Genomic DNA, 18,624 nt, shown 5'->3' on the forward strand with positions numbered 1-18,624 from the left:
GCCCCCAGACCAACGGCAAAATCGAGCGCTTCTGGCGGACGCTCGACGAGGACGTGATCGAAGGTGCCACCTTCGACAACCTCGACCACTTCGCCAACGAGTTGTTCGAATACATGGTCTATTACAATAACTTCCGGCCTCACCAGGCCCTCGGCGGCAAAACCCCGAAGGACTTTGCCGCCGACAAAACCATGCGATCAACGAATTAGTGAACTCGCACAGCAATGACGGACTGGATAGGCTGGTTTCATCAGGAACGCGGCGTGCCTCGGCACCATCAAAGACCAAGCCGGCACGACAAACAAAAAGGGCGACGCATCTCGCGCCGCCCTTTTCGATGACTTCAGCAGGATTGATGGGTTTCGCTGACGCTCAACCCATCCTACGCGTCCCTCGCTTACACCCGCTCGATGATGATCGCCGGGGCCATGCCGCCGGCGGCGCACATGGTGACGAGGCCGCGCTTCAGGTTGCGGCGCTCGAGTTCGTCGAGCACGGTGCCGACCAGGATCGCGCCGGTGGCGCCGATCGGGTGGCCCAGCGCAATTGCGCCGCCGTTGACGTTGACCTTGGAGCGGTCGAGCTCGAGGTCGCGCATGAACTTCTCGGCGACCACCGCGAAGGCTTCGTTGATCTCCCAGAGGTCGATATCGTCCTTGGTCAGACCGGCCTTCTGCAGCACCTTCTTGGCGGCCGGCACCGGCGCGTTCAGCATCAGGGTCGGATCGTCGCCGATGTTCGCCATCGCCACGATCTTCGCCCGCGGCTTCAGGCCGTGCTTGTCGGCGTATTCCTTCGAGGTCAGCAGCAGCGCCGCGGCGCCGTCGACCACGCCCGACGAGTTGCCGGCGTGATGCATGTGCTTGATCTCGAGGTCCGGGTACTTCTGGTTGATCAGCTTGCGATAGGTCGTGCCCTTGTCGTCGAGCGGATAGTCGGCCATCGCGGTGAAGGCCGGCTTCAGCGCGGCGAGGCCTTCGGCGGTGGTTTCGGGACGCGGATACTCGTCCTTGCCGAGCACCACCTTGCCCTCATCGTCGACCACCGGAACGATGCTCTTGTCGAAGCGGCCTTCCTTGATGGCGATCGCGGCGCGGCGCTGGCTTTCGAGGCCGAGCGCGTCGAGCGTCTCGCGGCTGATGCCTTCCATGCTGGCGATGGCGTCGCCGCAGATGCCCTGGTGCGACTGCGGATGCACCTTGGCGAGGCGCGCGTTACCCGCGCCCATGCCGAGCGGCGGCTTGCCGGCCGCCATGTCCTCGGCGGCCATCGATGCGGTCAGCGACATCATCTCGGTGCCGCCGGCGATCACCACGTCTTCCATGCCGCTCATGATCTGCGCCGCGGCGAAGTTCACCGCAGTGATGCCGCCGCCGCAGAAGCGGTCGAGCGTGGTGCCGGAAGCCTTGATGTCGTAGCCGGCGTCGAGCGCCGCCATGCGGCCGAGGTCGCCGCCCTGCTTGCCGCGCTGGGTCGAGGTCGACCAGATGATGTCGTCGACGTCGGCGGTGTTGAGCTTGTTACGTTCGGCGATCGCCTTCAGCACAGTGGCGGCGAGGTGCTGGGGATGCATGTCGGCCAGAGCGCCCTTTCCGACCTTGCCGATGCCGCGGGGGGTGCGGACTGCGTCGATGATATAGGCGTCTGCCATCTTGTTCTTCTCCCGATGTTGTTTGCGGTTTGTTTGGGGCTTGCCGGCGACATTGTCCGAGACGCGGGCGAAGTCAAGCCGCCGCGGCGACGCCGCACCATGCAATCTGTGGCGCAAGCGGACTTATGCCGCGCGGCGGAACTGACGAATTGCCAAGCGTGGTGCGCCTCTGCATAGTCGCGCGCAATCGACGTTACTTAGGGGGACTACCAATCATGGCCGAGGCCGATCTCGACGCGATCATCCGGCAGCTTTCGAAACAACAGACCAAGGCGCTCACCGCCGCGGTGAAGAAGCGCCGCGCCACGCTGCTGACGCGCGTCGCCAAGGCCAAGGACGCTGCCGGCAAAGCGCAGGCCAAGGCGCTGGTCACCGCCGCCACCGAACAGGGCCAGGCTGCGATCAAGCGGCTGCAGATGGCCGCCGACAACGCTGCGGATTCCTACGCCAGGGCGATGCGCAAGGCGGCCGAGGACGCCGCCGCAGTCGCCGCCAAGGAAAAGGCGGTGAAAGAGGTGAAAGACAAGGCGCCGAAGGATGCGGCAAAGGCCCCGCCGGTCGGCAAGGCGCCTCCCGCCGGCAAGGCAGGCTCGGCCAAGAAGGCTGCCGCCAAGCCGAAGAAGAAGGCGAAGGCAAAGTCCTGAAGCGCGATATCGGCGAGCCGGATCGACGGCTCGGCGCAACCTGCATCACCGCCGATCGCGCCACGCGGATGCGCCGGTTGTCTCCAGCGCCGCCGCATCCCCGCCGCGCGGGCCGGCGCGCTCCTGCCGAGCAGGACTTCACCTCGATCAACATCCGCCCCATCGTCACGACGATGTGAGACGCGTGCGCGGCTTGGCGAAGCCGCGCGCGGCACGCGCGGAAAACCAAAACAGACATTAGAACAATTGATTAGGCTTCCGGCAGACAAAATGTCAGCCTGCCCGTTGCGCAGGACAGAATTTTGTGCAGCGCACAAGAAATCGATTGCATTTAGTTCGCATTGTAACTAATTGGGCTGCATACGCGCAGCCAATCGCGAAAGGCACGGCATCGTCGACGATGCCCCCAGGTGCCGCTGCTTGCCTCGACATAAATCTCAAACGGGATTGCCAATGACAGAGCATAGTCTCTGGCGGTTCTCGCGCGCATTGCATCGCGCTGTTACCGACCGCCAGCAAGAAGACCTCGCCGCACTGATCGACGATAACATCGACTGGGCGATTTACGGCCCGATCGACATGTTTCCGTTCTTCGGCGCCCGCCACGGCAAGGAGGCGGTGCTCGAAGTTTGTCGGCAGATTGCCGATTGCGTCCGGATCTATCGCTACCACCGCGAGTCGGTGATGCTCGGCCTCGATTCTGCCGCCTCGATGGTGCGATACTCGCTGACCGCGACCGACACCAACCGTCCGATCAGCGTGCGGATGGCGCTGTTCACCCAGTTCCAGAACGGCCGATTGACCAATCTGCGCATGGTGCTCGACACCTTCGATCTGGTCGAACAGGCGCTCGGCCGCCCGATTCATCTGCCGAAGATCGCCTGAACGGCGTGCCTCGGCGACCGTCCCGCCAGGAGCGCGACGGAACCGTCGTTAATCCGACGTTGAGGATTGTCGCCGAAACACCGAGGGGGCGCCGCAGAACGGCCGCGATGCGGCCAAATTGCGCTGGAGTCATGCGTCGCCAGAATACGTGCGGGTGATCCCCGCGCGGCGTGACGCTCAAACAGGGGACCAACCGAATGAACGCCATTCCTTCCGAGAAGATCGAAACCGCCGAAGCCGACGAGAACCTCGCCGCCGTCTCCGAGGTGGAAGCGGGCATCCGCGACTTCGTCCGCAACGACATCGCCTATCTGCGCCGCCCCTCGGCGACCGCTTCGGCCACCGACACCGCGGCGGCTCCGGCCTCGACGCTCGGCCTCGAAGGCAGCGCCGAAGCTGCGGTCAACAACGTCAATTCGCTGATCCAGCGCGTCGCCGGCACCTCGCTCGGCGAGATCGAGAACCTGATCGGCGAACTGGAGACCCTGCGCGAGCTGCTGCATGCCGAAGGTCAGCGCGTGCAGCGTGAGATCTCCAGCTACGCCCAGCTCAGCCAGGCGGCGATGAAGTCGACCCGGATGATCGCCGACAACGTCGCGCAGTGGAAGCGCACCGCCGACACCCTGCGCCACGGCTGATTCGGCTCGCGCCCGGCCAAGGTCGGGACCGGCAGCGGCCACGACGGCCGATGAAAATCAAAAAAGCAGCCATCGCGAGGTGGCTGCTTTTTTTGTCGTCGATCTCGAAAACCGTCCGGATCGATAAGCTGTTCGGATCGGAGCTGTCGAGGCCGGCGGGGGCCGGCCAAGTGCGAGCGAAACGCTCAGCGGTCGGACAGCGCGGCCGGCGTCTCGAGGCTATAGGAGCCTACGGCGTAGCCCTTCACGATCATTCCGGTGGTGATCATCACCGCCAGGGTCACGGTGGCGAAAATCACGCCCACCCATTTCAGTCCAACTTGGTCAGCCATTGTGTTCGATTCCCTCAGCCCTGCGTTCGTCGACCGTGACGCCCGCAAGGTTCACAACTTCCTAATATCCCCGGCGTTCCGGCGCCGTCTCGCGGAAAAGCCCCGCATTTGGTTAAAATGCGACGGGCTGTGTCCGCTGCGCCTCACTCGACGCGCGGCCGGCGCGGCACGAACGCGGTGGCGAGGAACGAGAACACCTCCTCGCCGCGCTGATTGATCCCGGTGTTGCGCGCCTGCATGATTCCCCATTGCGGGCGCGAATCAGAAGGCCGCAGATTCTCGACCTGCTTGTAGTAGGTGATGGTGTCGCCTGCCAGCACCGGCTTCAGCCAGCGCAGCTCGCGGAAGCCCGGAGACGGGCCGCCGACCGCGACCTGATCGCCGCGCTTGATGGCCTCGGCCGCTTCACGCTGGGCATCCGCCACCATCAGCTTCATGCACACCGCGGCGATGTGCCAGCCCGACGCCGCCAGCCCGCCGAACAGCGACCGCTTGCCGGCCTCTTCGTCGAGATGGAACGGCTGCGGATCGAACTGCGCCGCGAACGTCTTGATCGAGTCCGCCGTGAACGTGAACGTGCCGACCTCGTGGCGGTCGCCGACCGTCATGTCTTCGAGAAAACGCATGGTGATCGCTATCCGTTGCTGCTGGCGGCGGCGGCCGCATCACGGCGCTTGACGATGATCGGCGACACCATCTCGCTCAGCATCTGGCCGTGTCCGTTGCGGACATAGCACTTGAAGGTGACGATCCCGGTCTCGGGGCGGCTCTTCGACACCCGCGCTTCGATCACTTCGACATCGAGCATCAGATCGTCACCGGGACGCAGCGGCGACATCCAGCGCATCTCGTCGACGCCGGGCGAGCCGAGCGACGCGGTGTCCTTAATGAAGCCGTCGTACATCATCCGCATCATCAACGACGACAGGTGCCAGCCGGAGCCCGACATGCCCTTGAGCATCGAAGCGTTGGCGGCGTGATCGTCCAGATGCATCGGCTGCGGATCGTATTCCGAAGCGAAAGCGATGATCTCCTCGCGCGTCACGCGGCGAGGTCCATAGCGGCCGAAATGGCCGGGCGCGAAATTTTCGAAGAACAGAGCTGTCATGGCATTTGCTGGTGGGAGGCCTGATTGTGGCCGCTATTGCGGTCGATCACAAGCCCATCATTCGGTTTGTTGGGGGAGACCACCGATGTTCAATTTTCGGGACCTGTTTCAATGGGACCGTTTCATCACGCCGACCATCATCAAGACCTTCTATTGGCTGGTGATCGCGTTGACCGTGCTGTTCGGAATTTCCGGGGTATTTTCCGGACTTGCGGCGATGGCGGCGAGCCCGTTCGGCGGCTTCATCCTGGTGCTGTCCAGCCTCGCCTCGATCCTGGTCGGGATCGTGTTCTCGCGCATCGTCGCCGAGTTCGTGCTGATCGTGTTCCGCATCAACGAACACCTCGGCGCGATCCGCGATCAGCAGGGATTCAGATAACACAGAGACCGTCATTCCGGGGCGCGAACATAGTTCGCGAACCCGGAACCCGAGGTTGTTGCGCACAGAGATTCCGGGTTCGCGCTTCGCGCGTCCCGGAATGAATCGGTGAAAGGCCGGCGCGCGAAGAATCGCGCTCCCGCCCTCAGGTATTAAACCTGAAGTGCATCACGTCGCCGTCGGCGACGACGTATTCCTTGCCTTCGAGCCGCAGCTTGCCGCCGTCGCGGGCGCCGGCTTCGCCGCCGAGACGGATGTAGTCGTCATAGGCGATGGTTTCGGCGCGGATGAAGCCCTTCTCGAAATCGGTGTGGATCACGGCGGCGGCCTGCGGCGCCTTGGTGCCCTTGGTGATGGTCCAGGCTCTCGCTTCCTTCGGACCGACCGTGAAGTACGTGATCAGGTGCAAGAGCTCGTAACCGGCGCGGATCAGCCGGTCGAGACCGGCCTCGTGCAGGCCCAGCGTGTCGAGGAAGTCGGTGCGCTCTTCCTTCGACAGCGTCGCGATTTCGGATTCGATCTTGGCCGAGATCACCACCGCGACCGCGCCCTCTTCCTTGGCGCGCGCCATCACCTGTTCGGAGAAGCTGTTGCCTTCTGCGGCCGAGCCTTCCTCGACGTTGCAGACGTACAGAACCGGCTTGGAGGTCAGCAGGCCGAGCATCCGGAACGCGCGTTCTTCCTCCGGCTTGCGCTCGAGGAAACGCGCCGGCTTGCCGTCGCGCAGCAGCGTGAGCGCGCGGGTGACCAGCTCGAGCTGCTCCTTGGAATCCTTGTCACCGCCCTTGGCCTTCTTGGTCAGGTTGTCGACGCGCTTTTCCAGGCTGTCGAGGTCGGCGAGCATCAGCTCGGTCTCGATCGTCTCGATGTCGGCGAGCGGCGCGACCTTGCCTTCGACATGGGTGATGTCGCTGTCTTCGAAGCAGCGCACGACATGCGCGATCGCATCGACCTCGCGGATGGTGGCGAGGAACTGGTTGCCGAGGCCTTCACCCTTGGAGGCGCCCTTCACCAGGCCGGCGATGTCCACGAAGGTCAGCCGGGTCGGAATGATCTGCTGCGATTTGCCGACCTCGGCCAGCTTGTCGAGCCGCGGATCCGGCACCGCCACTTCGCCGACATTCGGCTCGATGGTGCAGAACGGATAGTTCGCCGCCTGCGCCGCCGCAGTCTCGGTCAGCGCGTTGAACAGCGTCGACTTGCCGACATTCGGCAGCCCGACGATCCCGCATTTGAAGCCCATGGTGTGTCCCGCTGTTCGAAGGCCGACGTCGCAACCAAGTGACGCGTCATGCCCGGGCTTGACCCGGGCATCCATCTCCTTGCGAAGAAGATGGATCGCCGGGTCGAGCCCGGCGATGACGCCTTTACTGTTTGCTGCCGCTCGTGCCCTTGTCGTTGTCGTAAAATCCCTTCGCCTGCATCGCCAGATGCACCTTGTTGGCGAAGGTCGAATCCTTGCCCTTGGCAATCAGCCCGGCATTGTCGGCGGCGATCTCGCACAAGGCTTCGACCCAGGGCCGCTCGCTCTTGGCGAAGTCGCCGAGCACATGATTGTGCACCAGCTCCTTCGCGCCCGGATGGCCGACGCCGAGCCGGACGCGCAGATAATCGTTGCCGATATGCGCCGAAATCGAGCGCAGGCCGTTGTGCCCGGCGATGCCGCCGCCGACCTTCACGCGAACTTTCGCCGGCGGCAGTTCGATTTCGTCGTGAAACACGGCGACCTCGTCCTGCCCGATCTTGTAGAAGCCGGCCGCTTCCTGCACGGCCCGGCCGGACTCGTTCATGTAGGTCGTCGGCTTGAGCAGGGTGATGCGCACCCCGTCGAGTACGCCGTCGGCGGTCTCGCCCTGAAAACGACGGCGCCATGGCGAGAAGCCATGACGCCGCGCGATTTCGTCGATGACCATGAAGCCGATGTTGTGTCGGTTGCCCTGGTACTTCGCACCAGGATTGCCGAGCCCAACGAACAGCCGCATGACGCGGGACCCCGCGCCGGATTACTTCTTCTTGGCCGGCGCAGCAGCCGCGGCCGGAGCCTTGGCGGCAGCAGCCGGAGCCTTGGCCGCAGCAGCCGGCGCGGCAGCGGCCGCAGGTGCGGCACCCGCCGCAGCCTTGTCTTCGTTGTAGCCCGACGGCGGCACGATGGTGACCAGCGTGACGTCCTCACGCGACACCGACTTGACGCCCTTGGGCAGCGCGATGTCCGACAGATGCAGCGACACGCCGATGTCGAGGTTCGACACGTCGGCTTCGATGAACTGCGGGATGTTGTCGGCCGGCGCTTCCAGGTCGACGGTGTGGGTGACGATGTTGAAGGTGCCGCCGCGCTTCACGCCCGGGGCGACTTCGAGACCCTTCAGATGCAGCGGCACGCTGATGCGGATGGTCGCACCGGCGCCGAGCCGCAGGAAGTCGACGTGCAGCGGGAAGTCCTTCACCGGATCGAGGTGATAGTCGCGCGGGATGACGCGATGCTTCTGGCCGTCGAGGACGACGTCGAAAATCGTGGTCAGGAACCGGCCTGCCAGAATCCGCAGGCGAAGCTCTTTCTCTTCGACCGAGATCGGCAGCGGGGGCTGGTTGTCACCGTAGATCACTCCGGGCACGCGGCCGGCGCGACGCTCGGCCCGGGCGGCCCCCTTGCCGCTCTTCGGACGCGCGGTCGCCTTCAGTTCCAAGACGCTCGTCATCTGCTTAAGTCCTTGATCTGTAAAAAGTTAAAGGCCGCAAAGCGGCCCATTTGCACACGCCGCGGCAAGCCTCCAGGGGTGCGGGGGCCGCAGACGTGGCGGGGTTCTAGCCGCAAAGGGGGGAAAAGACAAGGAAATCAAGTCTTCCCGAGCACGGCCTCATCCTGAGGAGCCCGCGCCGCCCGCTAGGCGGCGGCGGGCGTCTCGAAGGATGCGCCCGGGTATAGGCTGAGCCTAATCGGCCTTCATGGTTCGAGACGGCCGCTTCGCGGCCTCCTCACCATGAGGGACTCAAGCAGGGCAAACTGGCGCCTGCTCGCCGTCCTCACGCCAGCGCGGTCGGAGGCTCCGAGCCGCCGCCCTGGCGGGCTTCCAGCGCGGCGATCCGGGCCTTCAGGGCTTCGTTCTCTTCGCGGGTCAGGCGAACCATCTCCTTGAAGGCCTCGAACTCCTCGCGCTTCACCAGATCGAGGTCGCGCAGGATCTTCTCGGCCTGGCTGCGCACCACGCCGTCGATCTCGCGCTTGACGCCCTGGGCCGCGCCGGCGGCGTCGTTCATCAGGCGGCCGATCTCGTCGAAAAGCCGGTTGTTGGTCTGGGTCATGGTCGAGATCTCCGTCGCGCGTCGTGCGCGGTTGCAAGCCACACGGGCATTGCGGTGACAATGGCGATGGAACGGGCGTCCTTCAAGGCCGCGAAGCCGCGACCCGAGCCGGCCCGGCCGGTTTCGCCTCTCCTTGCGACGTTCGCACCCACGTCGCAAGGTCGATTTAAGCATCAGTCGACTGGTCCGGCGCGGCCATCGCGGCAATTGACGCTGTACCGTTGCGGGCTTTGGAGATAAGCCAAACGAACAATGCCATTCTTCGCTGTCGCCTTTCCCGTGTTCGATCCGGTGGCCGTCGCGATCGGTCCGTTCGCGATCCGCTGGTACGCGCTGGCCTATATCGCCGGCATCGTGATCGGCTGGCTGTATGCCCGGATGCTGCTGCAGCGTCAGCGGCTGTGGGGCGGTCCGTCGCCGATCTCGCTGGAAGCGTTCGACGACTTCATCCTCTGGGTCACCATCGGCATCATCCTCGGCGGCCGCACCGGGTACGTGCTGTTCTACAATCTCGACTTCTTCATCCGGAATCCGGCGGAGATCTTCGAATTGTGGAAGGGCGGGATGTCTTTCCACGGTGGCTTCATGGGCTGCGTGCTGGCGGTCGTGCTGTTCGGCTGGAAGCGCAAGGTGCCGATCCTGTCGCTCGGCGACATCACCTGCGCGGTCGGCCCGATCGGGCTGTTCCTCGGCCGCATCGCCAACTTCATCAACGGCGAATTGTGGGGCCGGCCGGCCGACGCCTCGGTGCCGTGGGCCATGGTGTTTCCTCATGCCGGGCCGCTGCCGCGGCATCCGAGCCAGCTCTATGAAGCCGGACTCGAAGGCATCGCCCTGTTCGTGATCCTGGCGCTGATGATCCGCGCCGGCGCGCTGAAGCGGCCGGGCCTGATCATTGGCGCGTTCCTCACCTTCTATGGCCTCGCCCGCATCACCGGCGAGTTCTTCCGCGAACCCGATCCGCAGCTCGGCTTCCTGTGGGGCGGGCTGACGATGGGGATGCTGCTGTCGGTGCCGATGGTGATCGTCGGCATCGGCGTGATGATCGCGACCTGGCGCCGTGGACAGGTGACCTCGCCTGCCGCCTCGACCCATCCGAGCGAGTCCGCCTCATGATCGACCAGACCGCGCTCGCCACCGAGATCAAGCGGCTGATCAAGGCCGCCGGCCCGATGCCGGTGTGGCGCTACATGGAGTTGTGTCTCGGCCATCCCCAGCACGGCTACTACATCACCCGTGACCCGCTCGGCCGCGAGGGTGACTTCACCACCTCGCCCGAGATCAGCCAGATGTTCGGCGAACTGCTCGGGCTGTGGTCGGCCTCGGTGTGGAAGGCGGCCGACGAACCGCAGGAGCTGCGGCTGATCGAGATCGGCCCCGGCCGCGGCACCATGATGGCCGACGCGCTCCGGGCGCTGCGGGTGCTGCCGATCCTGTACCAGTCGCTCAGCGTGCATCTGGTCGAGGTCAACCCGGTGCTGCGCCAGAAGCAGGAAGCCACGCTGGCCGGCATCCGCAACATCCATTGGCACGACAGCTTCGACGACGTGCCGGAAGGCCCCGCCGTCATTCTCGCCAACGAGTATTTCGACGTGCTGCCGATCCATCAGGCGATCAAGCGCGAAACCGGCTGGCACGAGCGGGTGATCGAAATCGGCGAGTCGGGCGAACTGGCGTTCGGCGTCGCGGCCGATCCGATCCCCGGCTTCGAGGCACTGATTCCGCCGCTGGTGCGGCTGGCGCCGCCCGGCGCCGTGTTCGAATGGCGGCCCGACACCGAGATTCTGAAAATCGCCAGCCGGGTGCGCGACCAGGGCGGCGCGGCGCTGATCATCGACTACGGCCATCTGCGCAGCGATGTCGGCGACACCTTCCAGGCGATCGCCAGCCACAGCTACGCCGATCCGCTGCAGCATCCCGGCCGCGCCGACCTCACCGCTCATGTCGATTTCGACGCACTCGGCCGCGCCGCCGAAAGCATCGGCGCCCGCGCCCACGGCCCGGTGACGCAGGGCACTTTCCTCAAGCGGCTCGGCATCGAAACCCGCGCGCTGTCGCTGATGGCGAAAGCGACCGCGCAGGTGTCGGAAGACATCGCGGGCGCGCTGCAGCGCCTGACCGGCGAAGGTCGCGGCGCGATGGGCTCGATGTTCAAGGTGATCGGGGTGTCCGACCCGAAGATCGAGACCCTGGTCGCGCTCAGCGACGACACCGACCGCGCCGCCGAGCGCCGGCAAGGGACCCACGGATGATCATCACCTCGCCGCTGCTCGGCGCCGCGCCGGGCCTGCGTCATGCGTTCTTCACCCGCGAGGGCGGCGTGTCCGAAGGCATCTATGCCGGGCTGAACGCCGGCGTCGGCTCGAACGACGACCCGGCCAAGGTCGCCGAGAACCGGCGGCGGATGGCCGAGGCGCTCGGTGTCGCGCCGGAGCACTTCCTCACTGTCCACCAGGTCCATTCGCCGGACGTCGCGGTGGCCGAGACGCCGTGGGATGCGGCAAACCGGCCGAAGGCCGACGCCATCGTCACCCGCACACCGGGTCTGGCGATCGGCGCCTCGGCGGCCGATTGCGGTCCGATCCTGTTCGCCGATCCGGCCGCGCGGGTGATCGGCGCCGCCCATGCGGGCTGGAAGGGCGCACTGACCGGCGTGCTGGAGTCCACCCTCGCCGCGATGGAGCGGCTCGGCGCCGACCGCAGCCGCGTGATCGCCGCGATCGGTCCGCTGATCCGGCAGCCGTCCTACGAGGTCGGCGACGAGTTCGTGGCCCGCTTCACTGCGGTCGATCCGGCTTACGCGGCGTTCTTCGCCGCGGCCGGCCGGCCCGGTCATGCGCAGTTCGACCTCGGCGGCTTCATCCGGATGCGGCTGGAAACCGCCGGCGTCGGCATGATCGACGATCTCGGCCTCGACACCTATCCGGACGAGCGGTTCTTCTCCTACCGGCGCACCACCCATCGCAGCGAGCCCGACTACGGCCGCCACGTCCACGCGATCGTTCTGGAGTGAGGCCGGCAACGCCAAAGGTAAACGTGAATTAACCACGTTGGTTTACGGATGCGGCCCGGCCGATCGCGACAATTCACTGAAACTTTTAGAGAAATTGTTGCGCGGCGGCGGTAAAAGGTTAACCGGGCGGGCGCCGCACCCTAGACCTTAATGCATTTTAACGATATCGCTTGCCCCGTTCGGCGGCCGCTGCGCCGCGCTTTCGACGGGACCCTGCATGTCGTCGGCTCGCCTGCCCCGCCAGATCGCCTCGCGCACAACGCGCACCGCCCTCCTGCTCGCACTGCTCACCGGCCTCGCCGGCTGTGTCACCGAAGGCGGCCCCGGCGCCGGCCCGATGGCTTCGGCAGGCGGAACCGGCGTGACATTCGAATCGATCGACGGACCGCCGCCGCAGGTGTTCGACCGCATGGTCGCGGTGCTCGACAGCGAGTCCAAGCTGCGCCGCATTCCGGTGGTCTCCCGCGAAGGCGGTGCGGCCTATCGGGTCCGCAGCTATCTGTCGGCGCAGGTCCGCGGCAACCGCACCAACATCGCCTGGGTCTGGGACGTCTACGATCGCAACCAGCAGCGCGCGCTGCGCCTGTCCGGCGAGGAACCCGCAGGCAACGGCCGCGATGCCTGGGCGCAAGCCGACGATGTCGTGCTGCGCCGGATCGCGCAGGCCGGCCTCACCGGCCTCAGCGGCTTGGTGAACGGCGGGTTACCAGCCGAGCCGGCCGCACCTTCGGCGCCGGCGGCGAGCGGCCCGGCGATCGCGAGCGCCGAGCCGACGGCAGCGACGAGCAGCGATGCGCCCTCTGCAGCCCTGAGTTTCGCTGCGCGCTGATTGCTGCAATTGCACGCGACATAGGTCGAATCCGCATCGGAAAACCGTCACGATGGGTTGCCATCGCTGGCGACCGGCTGTTATCACCTCGCTCGCAAAAGTGTCCGATTTCGCGAGTCAACCGATATGCTGAACGTAGTATCCACCGCGCCGAGGGGGGACGCGTCGATGTCGGGCAAGAACGGGTCGGTCAAACTGGTCGCCGGCAATTCCAATCCGGCACTGGCCCGCGACATCGCGCAGCGGCTGAACATGCCGCTGACCAAAGCGAGCGTGCGCCGCTTCGCCGACAACGAAGTCTTCGTCGAGATTCAGGAGAACGTCCGCGGTTCGGACGTCTTCATCATCCAGTCGACATCGTTTCCGGCCAACGACCACCTGATGGAGCTTCTGATCATCACCGACGCGCTGCGCCGTGCCTCGGCCCGCCGCATCACCGCGGTGATCCCGTATTTCGGCTACGCCCGGCAGGACCGCAAAGTCGGCTCGCGCTCGCCGATCTCGGCCAAGCTGGTCGCCAATCTGATCACCCATGCCGGCGTCGACCGGGTCATGACGCTCGATCTGCACGCCGGTCAGATTCAGGGCTTCTTCGACATCCCGACCGACAACCTCTACGCCTCGCCGGTGATGGTGCGCGACATCAAGGAGCGCTTCGACCTGTCGAAGGTGATGGTGGTGTCGCCCGACGTCGGCGGCGTGGTCCGCGCCCGCGGCCTCGCCAAGCGCCTCAACACCCCGCTGGCAATCATCGACAAGCGCCGCGAGCGTGCAGGCGAATCCGAAGTGATGAACGTGATCGGCGACGTCGCCGGCTACACCTGCATCCTGCTCGACGACATCGTGGATTCCGGCGGCACGCTGGTGAACGCCGCCGAAGCGCTGCTCGCCAACGGCGCCACCGACGTCTACGCCTACATCACCCACGGCGTGCTGTCCGGCGGCGCCTGCGCCCGCATCACCAACTCCAAGCTCAAGGAGCTGGTGATCACCGACTCGATCCAGCCGACCGAAGCAGTGTGCAACGCGCCGAACATCCGCACGCTGTCGATCGCGTCCCTGATCGGCGAGGCCATCGGCCGCACCGCTGCGGAAGAGTCGGTGTCGAGCCTGTTCGACTGAGCTTTCCTCACCTCTCTTTCGTCATTCCGGGGCGCGCCAAGCGCGAACCCGGAATCTCTTCGTCGACAAGAAAGTCGTCATTCCGGGGCGCTCACGAAGTGAGCGAACCCGGAATCTCGACGTTCAAGGCACCAGCAGTATTTCAACAATCTCTGGATTCCGGGTTCGCGAGCTTCGCTCGCGCCCCGGAATGACGGAGTCGTTCAACTACACGATGCCCGCTGCGACCTGGCCGCGGAGGCGTTCGAGGCTCAGCAGGGTGTCGGCGCAGGCATGGGCGACGTCGGCGCCCTTGGCGGCGAAGTGCTGGCGGAAGCGCTCGGTGTCGGCCTCGCCGCGCTCGAAGCTTTGCGGCGTCGCCACCGCCGAGAACACCGGCACCTCGGTCTTGAGCTGCACCTCCATCAGCGCCTGGATCACCGTCTGGGCGACGAAGCCGGTGAGCCCGTCGTCGACCACGAGGCCGGCGGCGACGATCGCCGTGTAGCGCCTTGTCTTGGCGAGCAACTGGACGTGCAGCGGAATCTCGAACGAGCCCGGCACCTCGAACAGGTCGACCTGCTGGTCGGCGATGCCGCGTGCGACGATCTCGCGCAGAAACGACTCCCAGCAGGCGCCGACCGCATCACGGTGCCACGACGACTGCACGAAGGCGACGCGCTGCGGCTTGGCAAAGCGCGGATACGACCGCTCGGCCAGCGGCGGCGCAGTCTCGGCGGTATCGGTGACGGAGTCGTTCATCGGCAGTCTCACTCGGCTGTGATCTGAAGGTCGAGTCCAGGCTACCAGCGCACCGCCACGAATCAAAGGTTGCCCATACGTCCAAAGACTCGCGTGGAGCGAATTCCACGCCCCGGACTCGGCTGACGCGAATCCGATTCCGTTTTGTTCTCGTGCTGCTCGCTGGGCTGTGGACGGGCTACTCTTTGGTTGTGGAATTGGCGAAGCGCGGGATTGCACGGATTCCGCAAATCACATCATTTCATCGGTGCAACCTCGGTTCGCCCGGAACTAATCCGTCCGACGCGAACGCGGGTACAGGCGCGTACCGGCCTGCCTCATGCGTATCAGCATATTCCAACGTAAGGTCGAGACGGCATGCCCTTGCTCGAAGGCATCATCGAGTCACGAAACAATCCGCTCGCGGTGGTCGAAGACATCGCCGCGTCGAACGACCTCGCTTTCGAGCGCTCCGGCGAAGATGAAATCACGATCGTCGCCAAGGGCCAGTGGACCGACTACACGCTGTCGTTCACCTGGATGCACGAAATCGAAGCGCTGCATCTGGCCTGCGCGTTCGACATGAAGGTGCCGGCGGCGCGCCGCAACGAAACGCTGCGACTAATCGCGGCGATCAACGAACAGCTCTGGGTCGGACATTTCGATGTCTGGAATCACACCGGCACCGTGATGTACCGCCAGGCCCTGGTTCTGCCTGGCGGGCTGGCCGCAACCGAAGCGCAGTGCGAGACCATGCTGGTCAGTGCGATCCACGCCTGCGAGCGTTACTACCCGGCGATCCAGTTCACGGTGTGGGCCGGCAAGACCGCCGCCGAAGCGATGAGCGCGGCGATGTTCGACACTCAGGGCGAGGCGTGAGCCAGTCGCCGCGCATCGTCGTTCGCGACGGCGCCTCCGAGCTCGACCGCGCCGCGATTTTGCGCGCGCTGATCGCCCACAACGAGAAGGCCGGCGGACCGTCCGGCTTTCAGCAGGTCTGCCTCGTGGTCGAAGACCCCGGCACCGGCGAGACCATCGGCGGCCTGTGGGGCCGGATCACCTACGACTGGCTGTTCGTCGAATTCCTCGCCGTCCCGGAGACGGCGCGCCGCAGCGGGCTCGGCACCGAGCTGCTGAGCCGCGCCGAGCAGATCGCCAAGGAGCGCGGCTGCGCCGGGGTGTGGCTCGATACCTATCAGTTTCAGGCCCCCGACTTTTATCGCAAGCACGGCTATCAGGAGTTCGGCCGCATCGCCGATCACCCGCGCGGATCGCAGCGCCTGTTCTTCATGAAGACCTTCTGATCGCGGCGCACGGCGCTTGTGACCCCTTCGCGCATCCAATAAAACCCGGCCAGAACGCGCCGCCGTCGCGGCGCCGATGGATGTGCGCGATGACCAGCTCTGCTCAATCTCCCCTGCAACAGCTCGGCGGCACGGTGGTTCTCGCCGGCGCCGGCAAGATGGGCGGCGCGCTGCTCACCGGCTGGCTGGCGCAGGGGCTGGACGGCGGCGACGTCGTGGTGATCGAGCCGCATCCGACCGACGACATCGCCGCGCTGAGCGCGCGCGGCGTCCGCCTCAACGCGTCCGCGGCCGATGTCGGCGCGGTGTCGACGCTGGTGGTCGCGGTGAAGCCGCAGATGTTCGCCGAAGCCGCCACCGCGCTGCGCGGCTATGTCGGGCCGTCGACCCTGGTGGTGTCGATCATGGCCGGCAAGCCGATCGCGGCGCTGTCCGAGCAGCTCGGCGGCCACGTCGTCCGCGCGATGCCGAACACGCCGGCCGCGATCGGCCGCGGCATCACGGTCGCGGTCGCGGCCGGCTCGGTGACCGCCGCCCAGCGCGGCATCGCCGATGCGCTGCTGCGCGCCACCGGCGGCGTCGAGTGGGTCGACGATGAAGCGCTGATCGATGCCGTGACCGCGGTGTCCGGTTCGGGCCCGGCTTACGTGTTCCTGCTCGCCGAAGAACTCGCCCGTGCCGGCGTCGAAGCCGGCCTGCCCGAAGAGCTCGCGATGACGCTGGCGCGCGCCACCGTCGCCGGCTCCGGCGAACTGCTGCACCGCTCCGACCTCGACGCCGCAACGCTGCGCAAGAACGTCACCTCCCCCGGCGGCACCACCGCCGCCGCGCTCGAGGTGCTGATGGCGAACGACGGCTTCCGCCCGCTGCTGACCCGCGCGGTCGCCGCGGCGACGAAGCGGTCGAAGGAATTGGCGAAGTAAGCAGAATACCGACGTCATGCGCGGGCTTGACCCGCGCATCCATCGCGCGCAAGCGCGCGCTCAGATGCAGCAGCATTCCGCGAAGAGGATGGATCGCCGGGTCGAGCCCGGCGATGACGCTTCGTTAAACACACCGACGTCATCGCCCGCCTCGTCCGGGCGACCCAGTATTCCAGAGCGCTCGTGTGAAATAACTGGCGCTCTGGAATACTGGATCACCCGCATGCGCGGGTGATGACGGTTGAAGATAAGGAGACGCCGAGGAACGACACGAATACAACTACACCGGCACCCGCTACAACTACACCGGCACCCGCACCGTCGCGCGCAGGCCGCCCATCGGGCTGTCGCCGAGGGTGATGTCGCCGCCGTGCGAGCGGGCGATGTCGCGGGCGATGGCGAGGCCGAGGCCGGTGCCGCCTTCGTCCTGGTTGCGGGCGTCGTCGAGCCGCAGGAACGGCTTGAACACTTCCTCGCGCATCGCGGTCGGAATGCCCGGACCGTCGTCGTCGATCGTGACCGTGAGATAGCGGTGATCGCGCTGCCCGGTGATGGCGATGGTGTGGGCGTGGGGCGCGGCGTTCGACACCAGATTGGCGAGGCAGCGCTTGAACGATGCCGGCTTCACCGTCACCACCGGCTGGCCGTTGAAAGCCACGCTGACGAGATGGCCGTGACGTTCGGCGTCGGAGCGCAGCTCTTCAAGCGCCGCCGCCATGTCGGTCGGCAGCGACGGCTCGCCGCTGTCGCCGCGGGCGAACGCCAGATAGGCTTCCAGCATCGCCGACATCTCGTCGACGTCCTTGCGCATGCCCTCGGTCTCCGGCGCGTCGCCGATCAGTTCGAGCTCGAGCTTGAACCGGGTCAGGATGGTGCGCAGATCGTGGCTGACGCCGGCCAGCATCGCGGTGCGCTGCTCGATCGAGCGCTCGACGCGGGCTTTCATCTCGATGAAGGCGTGGGCGGCCCGCCGCACTTCGCGCGCGCCGCGCGGCCGGAAGTTCGGCACGTCGCGGCCCTTGCCGAAGCTCTCGGCGGCGTCGGCAAGGCGCAGGATCGGGCGGATCTGATTGCGCAGGAACAACACCGCGACGATCAGCAGCACCGTCGAGGTGCCGACCATCCACAACAGGAAGATCTCGGAGTTCGACGCGTAGGCGGCGCTGCGCAACGCGAACACCCGCATCACCGCGTCGTCGAGCTGAATCCGGATCTCGACCAGATTGGAGCGGCCGACGGTGTCGATCCAGAACGGCCGCGCGATCTGCTTGCTGATCTGCTTGCTGATCGACTGATCGAGCAGCGAGAAGAACGGCTTCGGGCCCGGCGGCGGCATCTCGCCGGGTCCGAGAAAATCGACCACGAGACCGAGCCGCGTCTGCGCGATGCGGCGAAGCGCGGCGCTGTCCTTGTCCTGAGGATAGCTCTTGTAGACGTCGATCAGGGCCGCGATGTCCTGCACCACCGCCGCCGACAACCGCTGCGTCACCGTGTTCCAGTGCCGCTCCATGAACACGAAGGCGATCACCGACTGCAGCAGCACCATCGGCACGATGATGATCAGCAGCGCGCGGGCATACAGCCCCTTCGGCATGAAGTCGTTGAAGCGCTGCCCGAGATAACCATTGGCCGCCGACACCCGCCCATAGGCGGAGCGGATCAGCGTCAGCCCGGTGTCGAGCGTGCTCATGACACGGCCCGCCGGATCGAACGCGCAACGCCGATGTCAGCGCCGGTGCGTAGGACGAAGTCCTCGCCCCAAGCACAGCGCGCCCC

23 protein-coding genes are annotated in these 18,624 nt (G+C 65.9%); 13 read left to right on the forward strand and 10 right to left on the reverse strand.

Going from position 1 to position 18,624, the window contains the following annotated elements; genetic code table 11:
* Positions 1-209 (forward strand): integrase core domain-containing protein (locus tag DY468_RS22390; protein WP_164606053.1); only part of this gene is annotated, 209 nt, incomplete at its 5' end.
* A gap of 188 nt (positions 210-397) precedes the next feature.
* On the opposite strand, the gene DY468_RS22395 is transcribed toward DY468_RS22390, so the two are convergent.
* The gene (locus DY468_RS22395) at positions 398-1,651 is read right to left on the reverse strand and encodes an acetyl-CoA C-acetyltransferase (RefSeq protein ID WP_164607514.1); all 1,254 of its coding nucleotides are present in this window, start codon (positions 1,649-1,651) and stop codon (positions 398-400) included.
* A 215-nt stretch (positions 1,652-1,866) separates the two neighbouring features.
* Here DY468_RS22395 and DY468_RS22400 point away from each other — a divergent pair, with 215 nt between their 5' ends.
* From DY468_RS22400 to DY468_RS22410, 3 genes are all read left to right on the forward strand, one after another.
* Positions 1,867-2,295: a hypothetical protein gene (locus tag DY468_RS22400; RefSeq protein ID WP_164607515.1), complete on the forward strand. Its 429-nt coding sequence runs from the start codon at positions 1,867-1,869 to the stop codon at positions 2,293-2,295.
* Between the two features lie 453 nt (positions 2,296-2,748).
* Entirely contained in the window at positions 2,749-3,180 is a 432-nt protein-coding gene (locus DY468_RS22405; RefSeq protein ID WP_164607517.1) for a nuclear transport factor 2 family protein, read from the forward strand.
* Between the two features lie 197 nt (positions 3,181-3,377).
* Positions 3,378-3,818, forward strand: a complete 441-nt coding sequence (locus DY468_RS22410) for a hypothetical protein (RefSeq protein WP_164607519.1) — start codon at positions 3,378-3,380, stop codon at positions 3,816-3,818.
* 185 nt (positions 3,819-4,003) lie between these two features.
* Here DY468_RS22410 and DY468_RS24685 read toward each other — a convergent pair whose 3' ends face one another.
* The 3 genes from DY468_RS24685 to DY468_RS22420 form a co-directional block, all read right to left on the reverse strand.
* Positions 4,004-4,150: a hypothetical protein gene (locus tag DY468_RS24685; RefSeq protein ID WP_205512618.1), complete on the reverse strand. Its 147-nt coding sequence runs from the start codon at positions 4,148-4,150 to the stop codon at positions 4,004-4,006.
* A 143-nt stretch (positions 4,151-4,293) separates the two neighbouring features.
* On the reverse strand, positions 4,294-4,776 hold the full coding sequence (locus DY468_RS22415) for a MaoC family dehydratase (protein ID WP_164607520.1): 483 nt from the start codon (positions 4,774-4,776) through the stop codon (positions 4,294-4,296).
* Positions 4,777-4,784: 8 nt separating this feature from the next.
* Positions 4,785-5,258 carry a MaoC family dehydratase gene (locus DY468_RS22420; RefSeq protein ID WP_164607522.1) on the reverse strand — a complete coding sequence of 158 codons (474 nt, stop codon included), beginning with the start codon at positions 5,256-5,258 and terminating at the stop codon, positions 4,785-4,787.
* 85 nt (positions 5,259-5,343) lie between these two features.
* On the opposite strand from DY468_RS22420, the gene DY468_RS22425 reads away from it, so the two are divergent.
* A complete protein-coding gene (locus DY468_RS22425; RefSeq protein WP_164607524.1) occupies positions 5,344-5,637 on the forward strand; it encodes a DUF4282 domain-containing protein in 294 nt (97 codons plus the stop codon).
* Positions 5,638-5,782: 145 nt separating this feature from the next.
* Here DY468_RS22425 and ychF read toward each other — a convergent pair whose 3' ends face one another.
* The 4 genes from ychF to DY468_RS22445 all read right to left on the reverse strand — a co-directional run bounded on the left by ychF (position 5,783) and on the right by DY468_RS22445 (position 8,937).
* Positions 5,783-6,880 (reverse strand): redox-regulated ATPase YchF, encoded by a 1,098-nt coding sequence (ychF, locus tag DY468_RS22430; protein WP_164571682.1) that lies wholly within the window; start codon positions 6,878-6,880, stop codon positions 5,783-5,785.
* 124 nt (positions 6,881-7,004) lie between these two features.
* Positions 7,005-7,619 carry an aminoacyl-tRNA hydrolase gene (gene pth / locus DY468_RS22435; protein WP_164607526.1) on the reverse strand — a complete coding sequence of 205 codons (615 nt, stop codon included), beginning with the start codon at positions 7,617-7,619 and terminating at the stop codon, positions 7,005-7,007.
* Positions 7,620-7,640: 21 nt separating this feature from the next.
* Positions 7,641-8,333, reverse strand: a complete 693-nt coding sequence (locus tag DY468_RS22440; RefSeq protein ID WP_164571680.1) for a 50S ribosomal protein L25/general stress protein Ctc — start codon at positions 8,331-8,333, stop codon at positions 7,641-7,643.
* A gap of 325 nt (positions 8,334-8,658) precedes the next feature.
* Positions 8,659-8,937 carry an accessory factor UbiK family protein gene (locus tag DY468_RS22445; RefSeq protein WP_011159891.1) on the reverse strand — a complete coding sequence of 93 codons (279 nt, stop codon included), beginning with the start codon at positions 8,935-8,937 and terminating at the stop codon, positions 8,659-8,661.
* 252 nt (positions 8,938-9,189) lie between these two features.
* On the opposite strand from DY468_RS22445, the gene lgt reads away from it, so the two are divergent.
* The 5 genes from lgt (at position 9,190) to DY468_RS22470 (ending at position 13,901) form a co-directional block, all read left to right on the forward strand.
* Positions 9,190-10,053, forward strand: a complete 864-nt coding sequence (gene lgt, locus DY468_RS22450) for a prolipoprotein diacylglyceryl transferase (protein ID WP_164607528.1) — start codon at positions 9,190-9,192, stop codon at positions 10,051-10,053.
* Entirely contained in the window at positions 10,050-11,189 is a 1,140-nt protein-coding gene (locus tag DY468_RS22455) for a class I SAM-dependent methyltransferase (RefSeq protein WP_164607530.1), read from the forward strand. The genes lgt and DY468_RS22455 overlap by 4 nt, the downstream gene beginning before the upstream one ends.
* Positions 11,186-11,950 carry a peptidoglycan editing factor PgeF gene (gene pgeF, locus DY468_RS22460; protein ID WP_164607532.1) on the forward strand — a complete coding sequence of 255 codons (765 nt, stop codon included), beginning with the start codon at positions 11,186-11,188 and terminating at the stop codon, positions 11,948-11,950. Before DY468_RS22455 ends, pgeF begins: the two co-directional genes overlap by 4 nt.
* A 217-nt stretch (positions 11,951-12,167) precedes the next feature.
* A complete protein-coding gene (locus tag DY468_RS22465) occupies positions 12,168-12,779 on the forward strand; it encodes a hypothetical protein (RefSeq protein ID WP_164607535.1) in 612 nt (203 codons plus the stop codon).
* Positions 12,780-12,947: 168 nt separating this feature from the next.
* Entirely contained in the window at positions 12,948-13,901 is a 954-nt protein-coding gene (locus DY468_RS22470) for a ribose-phosphate pyrophosphokinase (RefSeq protein WP_164607536.1), read from the forward strand.
* Between the two features lie 207 nt (positions 13,902-14,108).
* On the opposite strand, the gene DY468_RS22475 is transcribed toward DY468_RS22470, so the two are convergent.
* Complete coding sequence (locus DY468_RS22475) at positions 14,109-14,642, reverse strand: 6,7-dimethyl-8-ribityllumazine synthase (RefSeq protein ID WP_164607538.1); 534 nt, start codon at positions 14,640-14,642, stop codon at positions 14,109-14,111.
* Between the two features lie 357 nt (positions 14,643-14,999).
* On the opposite strand from DY468_RS22475, the gene DY468_RS22480 reads away from it, so the two are divergent.
* The 3 genes from DY468_RS22480 (at position 15,000) to proC (ending at position 16,848) form a co-directional block, all read left to right on the forward strand.
* Positions 15,000-15,500: a type III secretion system chaperone family protein gene (locus DY468_RS22480; RefSeq protein ID WP_164607540.1), complete on the forward strand. Its 501-nt coding sequence runs from the start codon at positions 15,000-15,002 to the stop codon at positions 15,498-15,500.
* On the forward strand, positions 15,497-15,925 hold the full coding sequence (locus DY468_RS22485; RefSeq protein WP_164607542.1) for a GNAT family N-acetyltransferase: 429 nt from the start codon (positions 15,497-15,499) through the stop codon (positions 15,923-15,925). Before DY468_RS22480 ends, DY468_RS22485 begins: the two co-directional genes overlap by 4 nt.
* 89 nt (positions 15,926-16,014) lie before the next feature.
* On the forward strand, positions 16,015-16,848 hold the full coding sequence (gene proC, locus DY468_RS22490; protein ID WP_502706241.1) for a pyrroline-5-carboxylate reductase: 834 nt from the start codon (positions 16,015-16,017) through the stop codon (positions 16,846-16,848).
* A 301-nt stretch (positions 16,849-17,149) separates the two neighbouring features.
* Here the strand turns inward: proC and DY468_RS22495 are convergent, their stop codons facing one another.
* On the reverse strand, positions 17,150-18,538 hold the full coding sequence (locus DY468_RS22495; protein WP_164607546.1) for an ATP-binding protein: 1,389 nt from the start codon (positions 18,536-18,538) through the stop codon (positions 17,150-17,152).
* Positions 18,539-18,624: the final 86 nt, after the last annotated feature.

This window comes from Rhodopseudomonas sp. BR0M22, assembly GCF_010907035.1.
Classification (GTDB): domain Bacteria; phylum Pseudomonadota; class Alphaproteobacteria; order Rhizobiales; family Xanthobacteraceae; genus Rhodopseudomonas.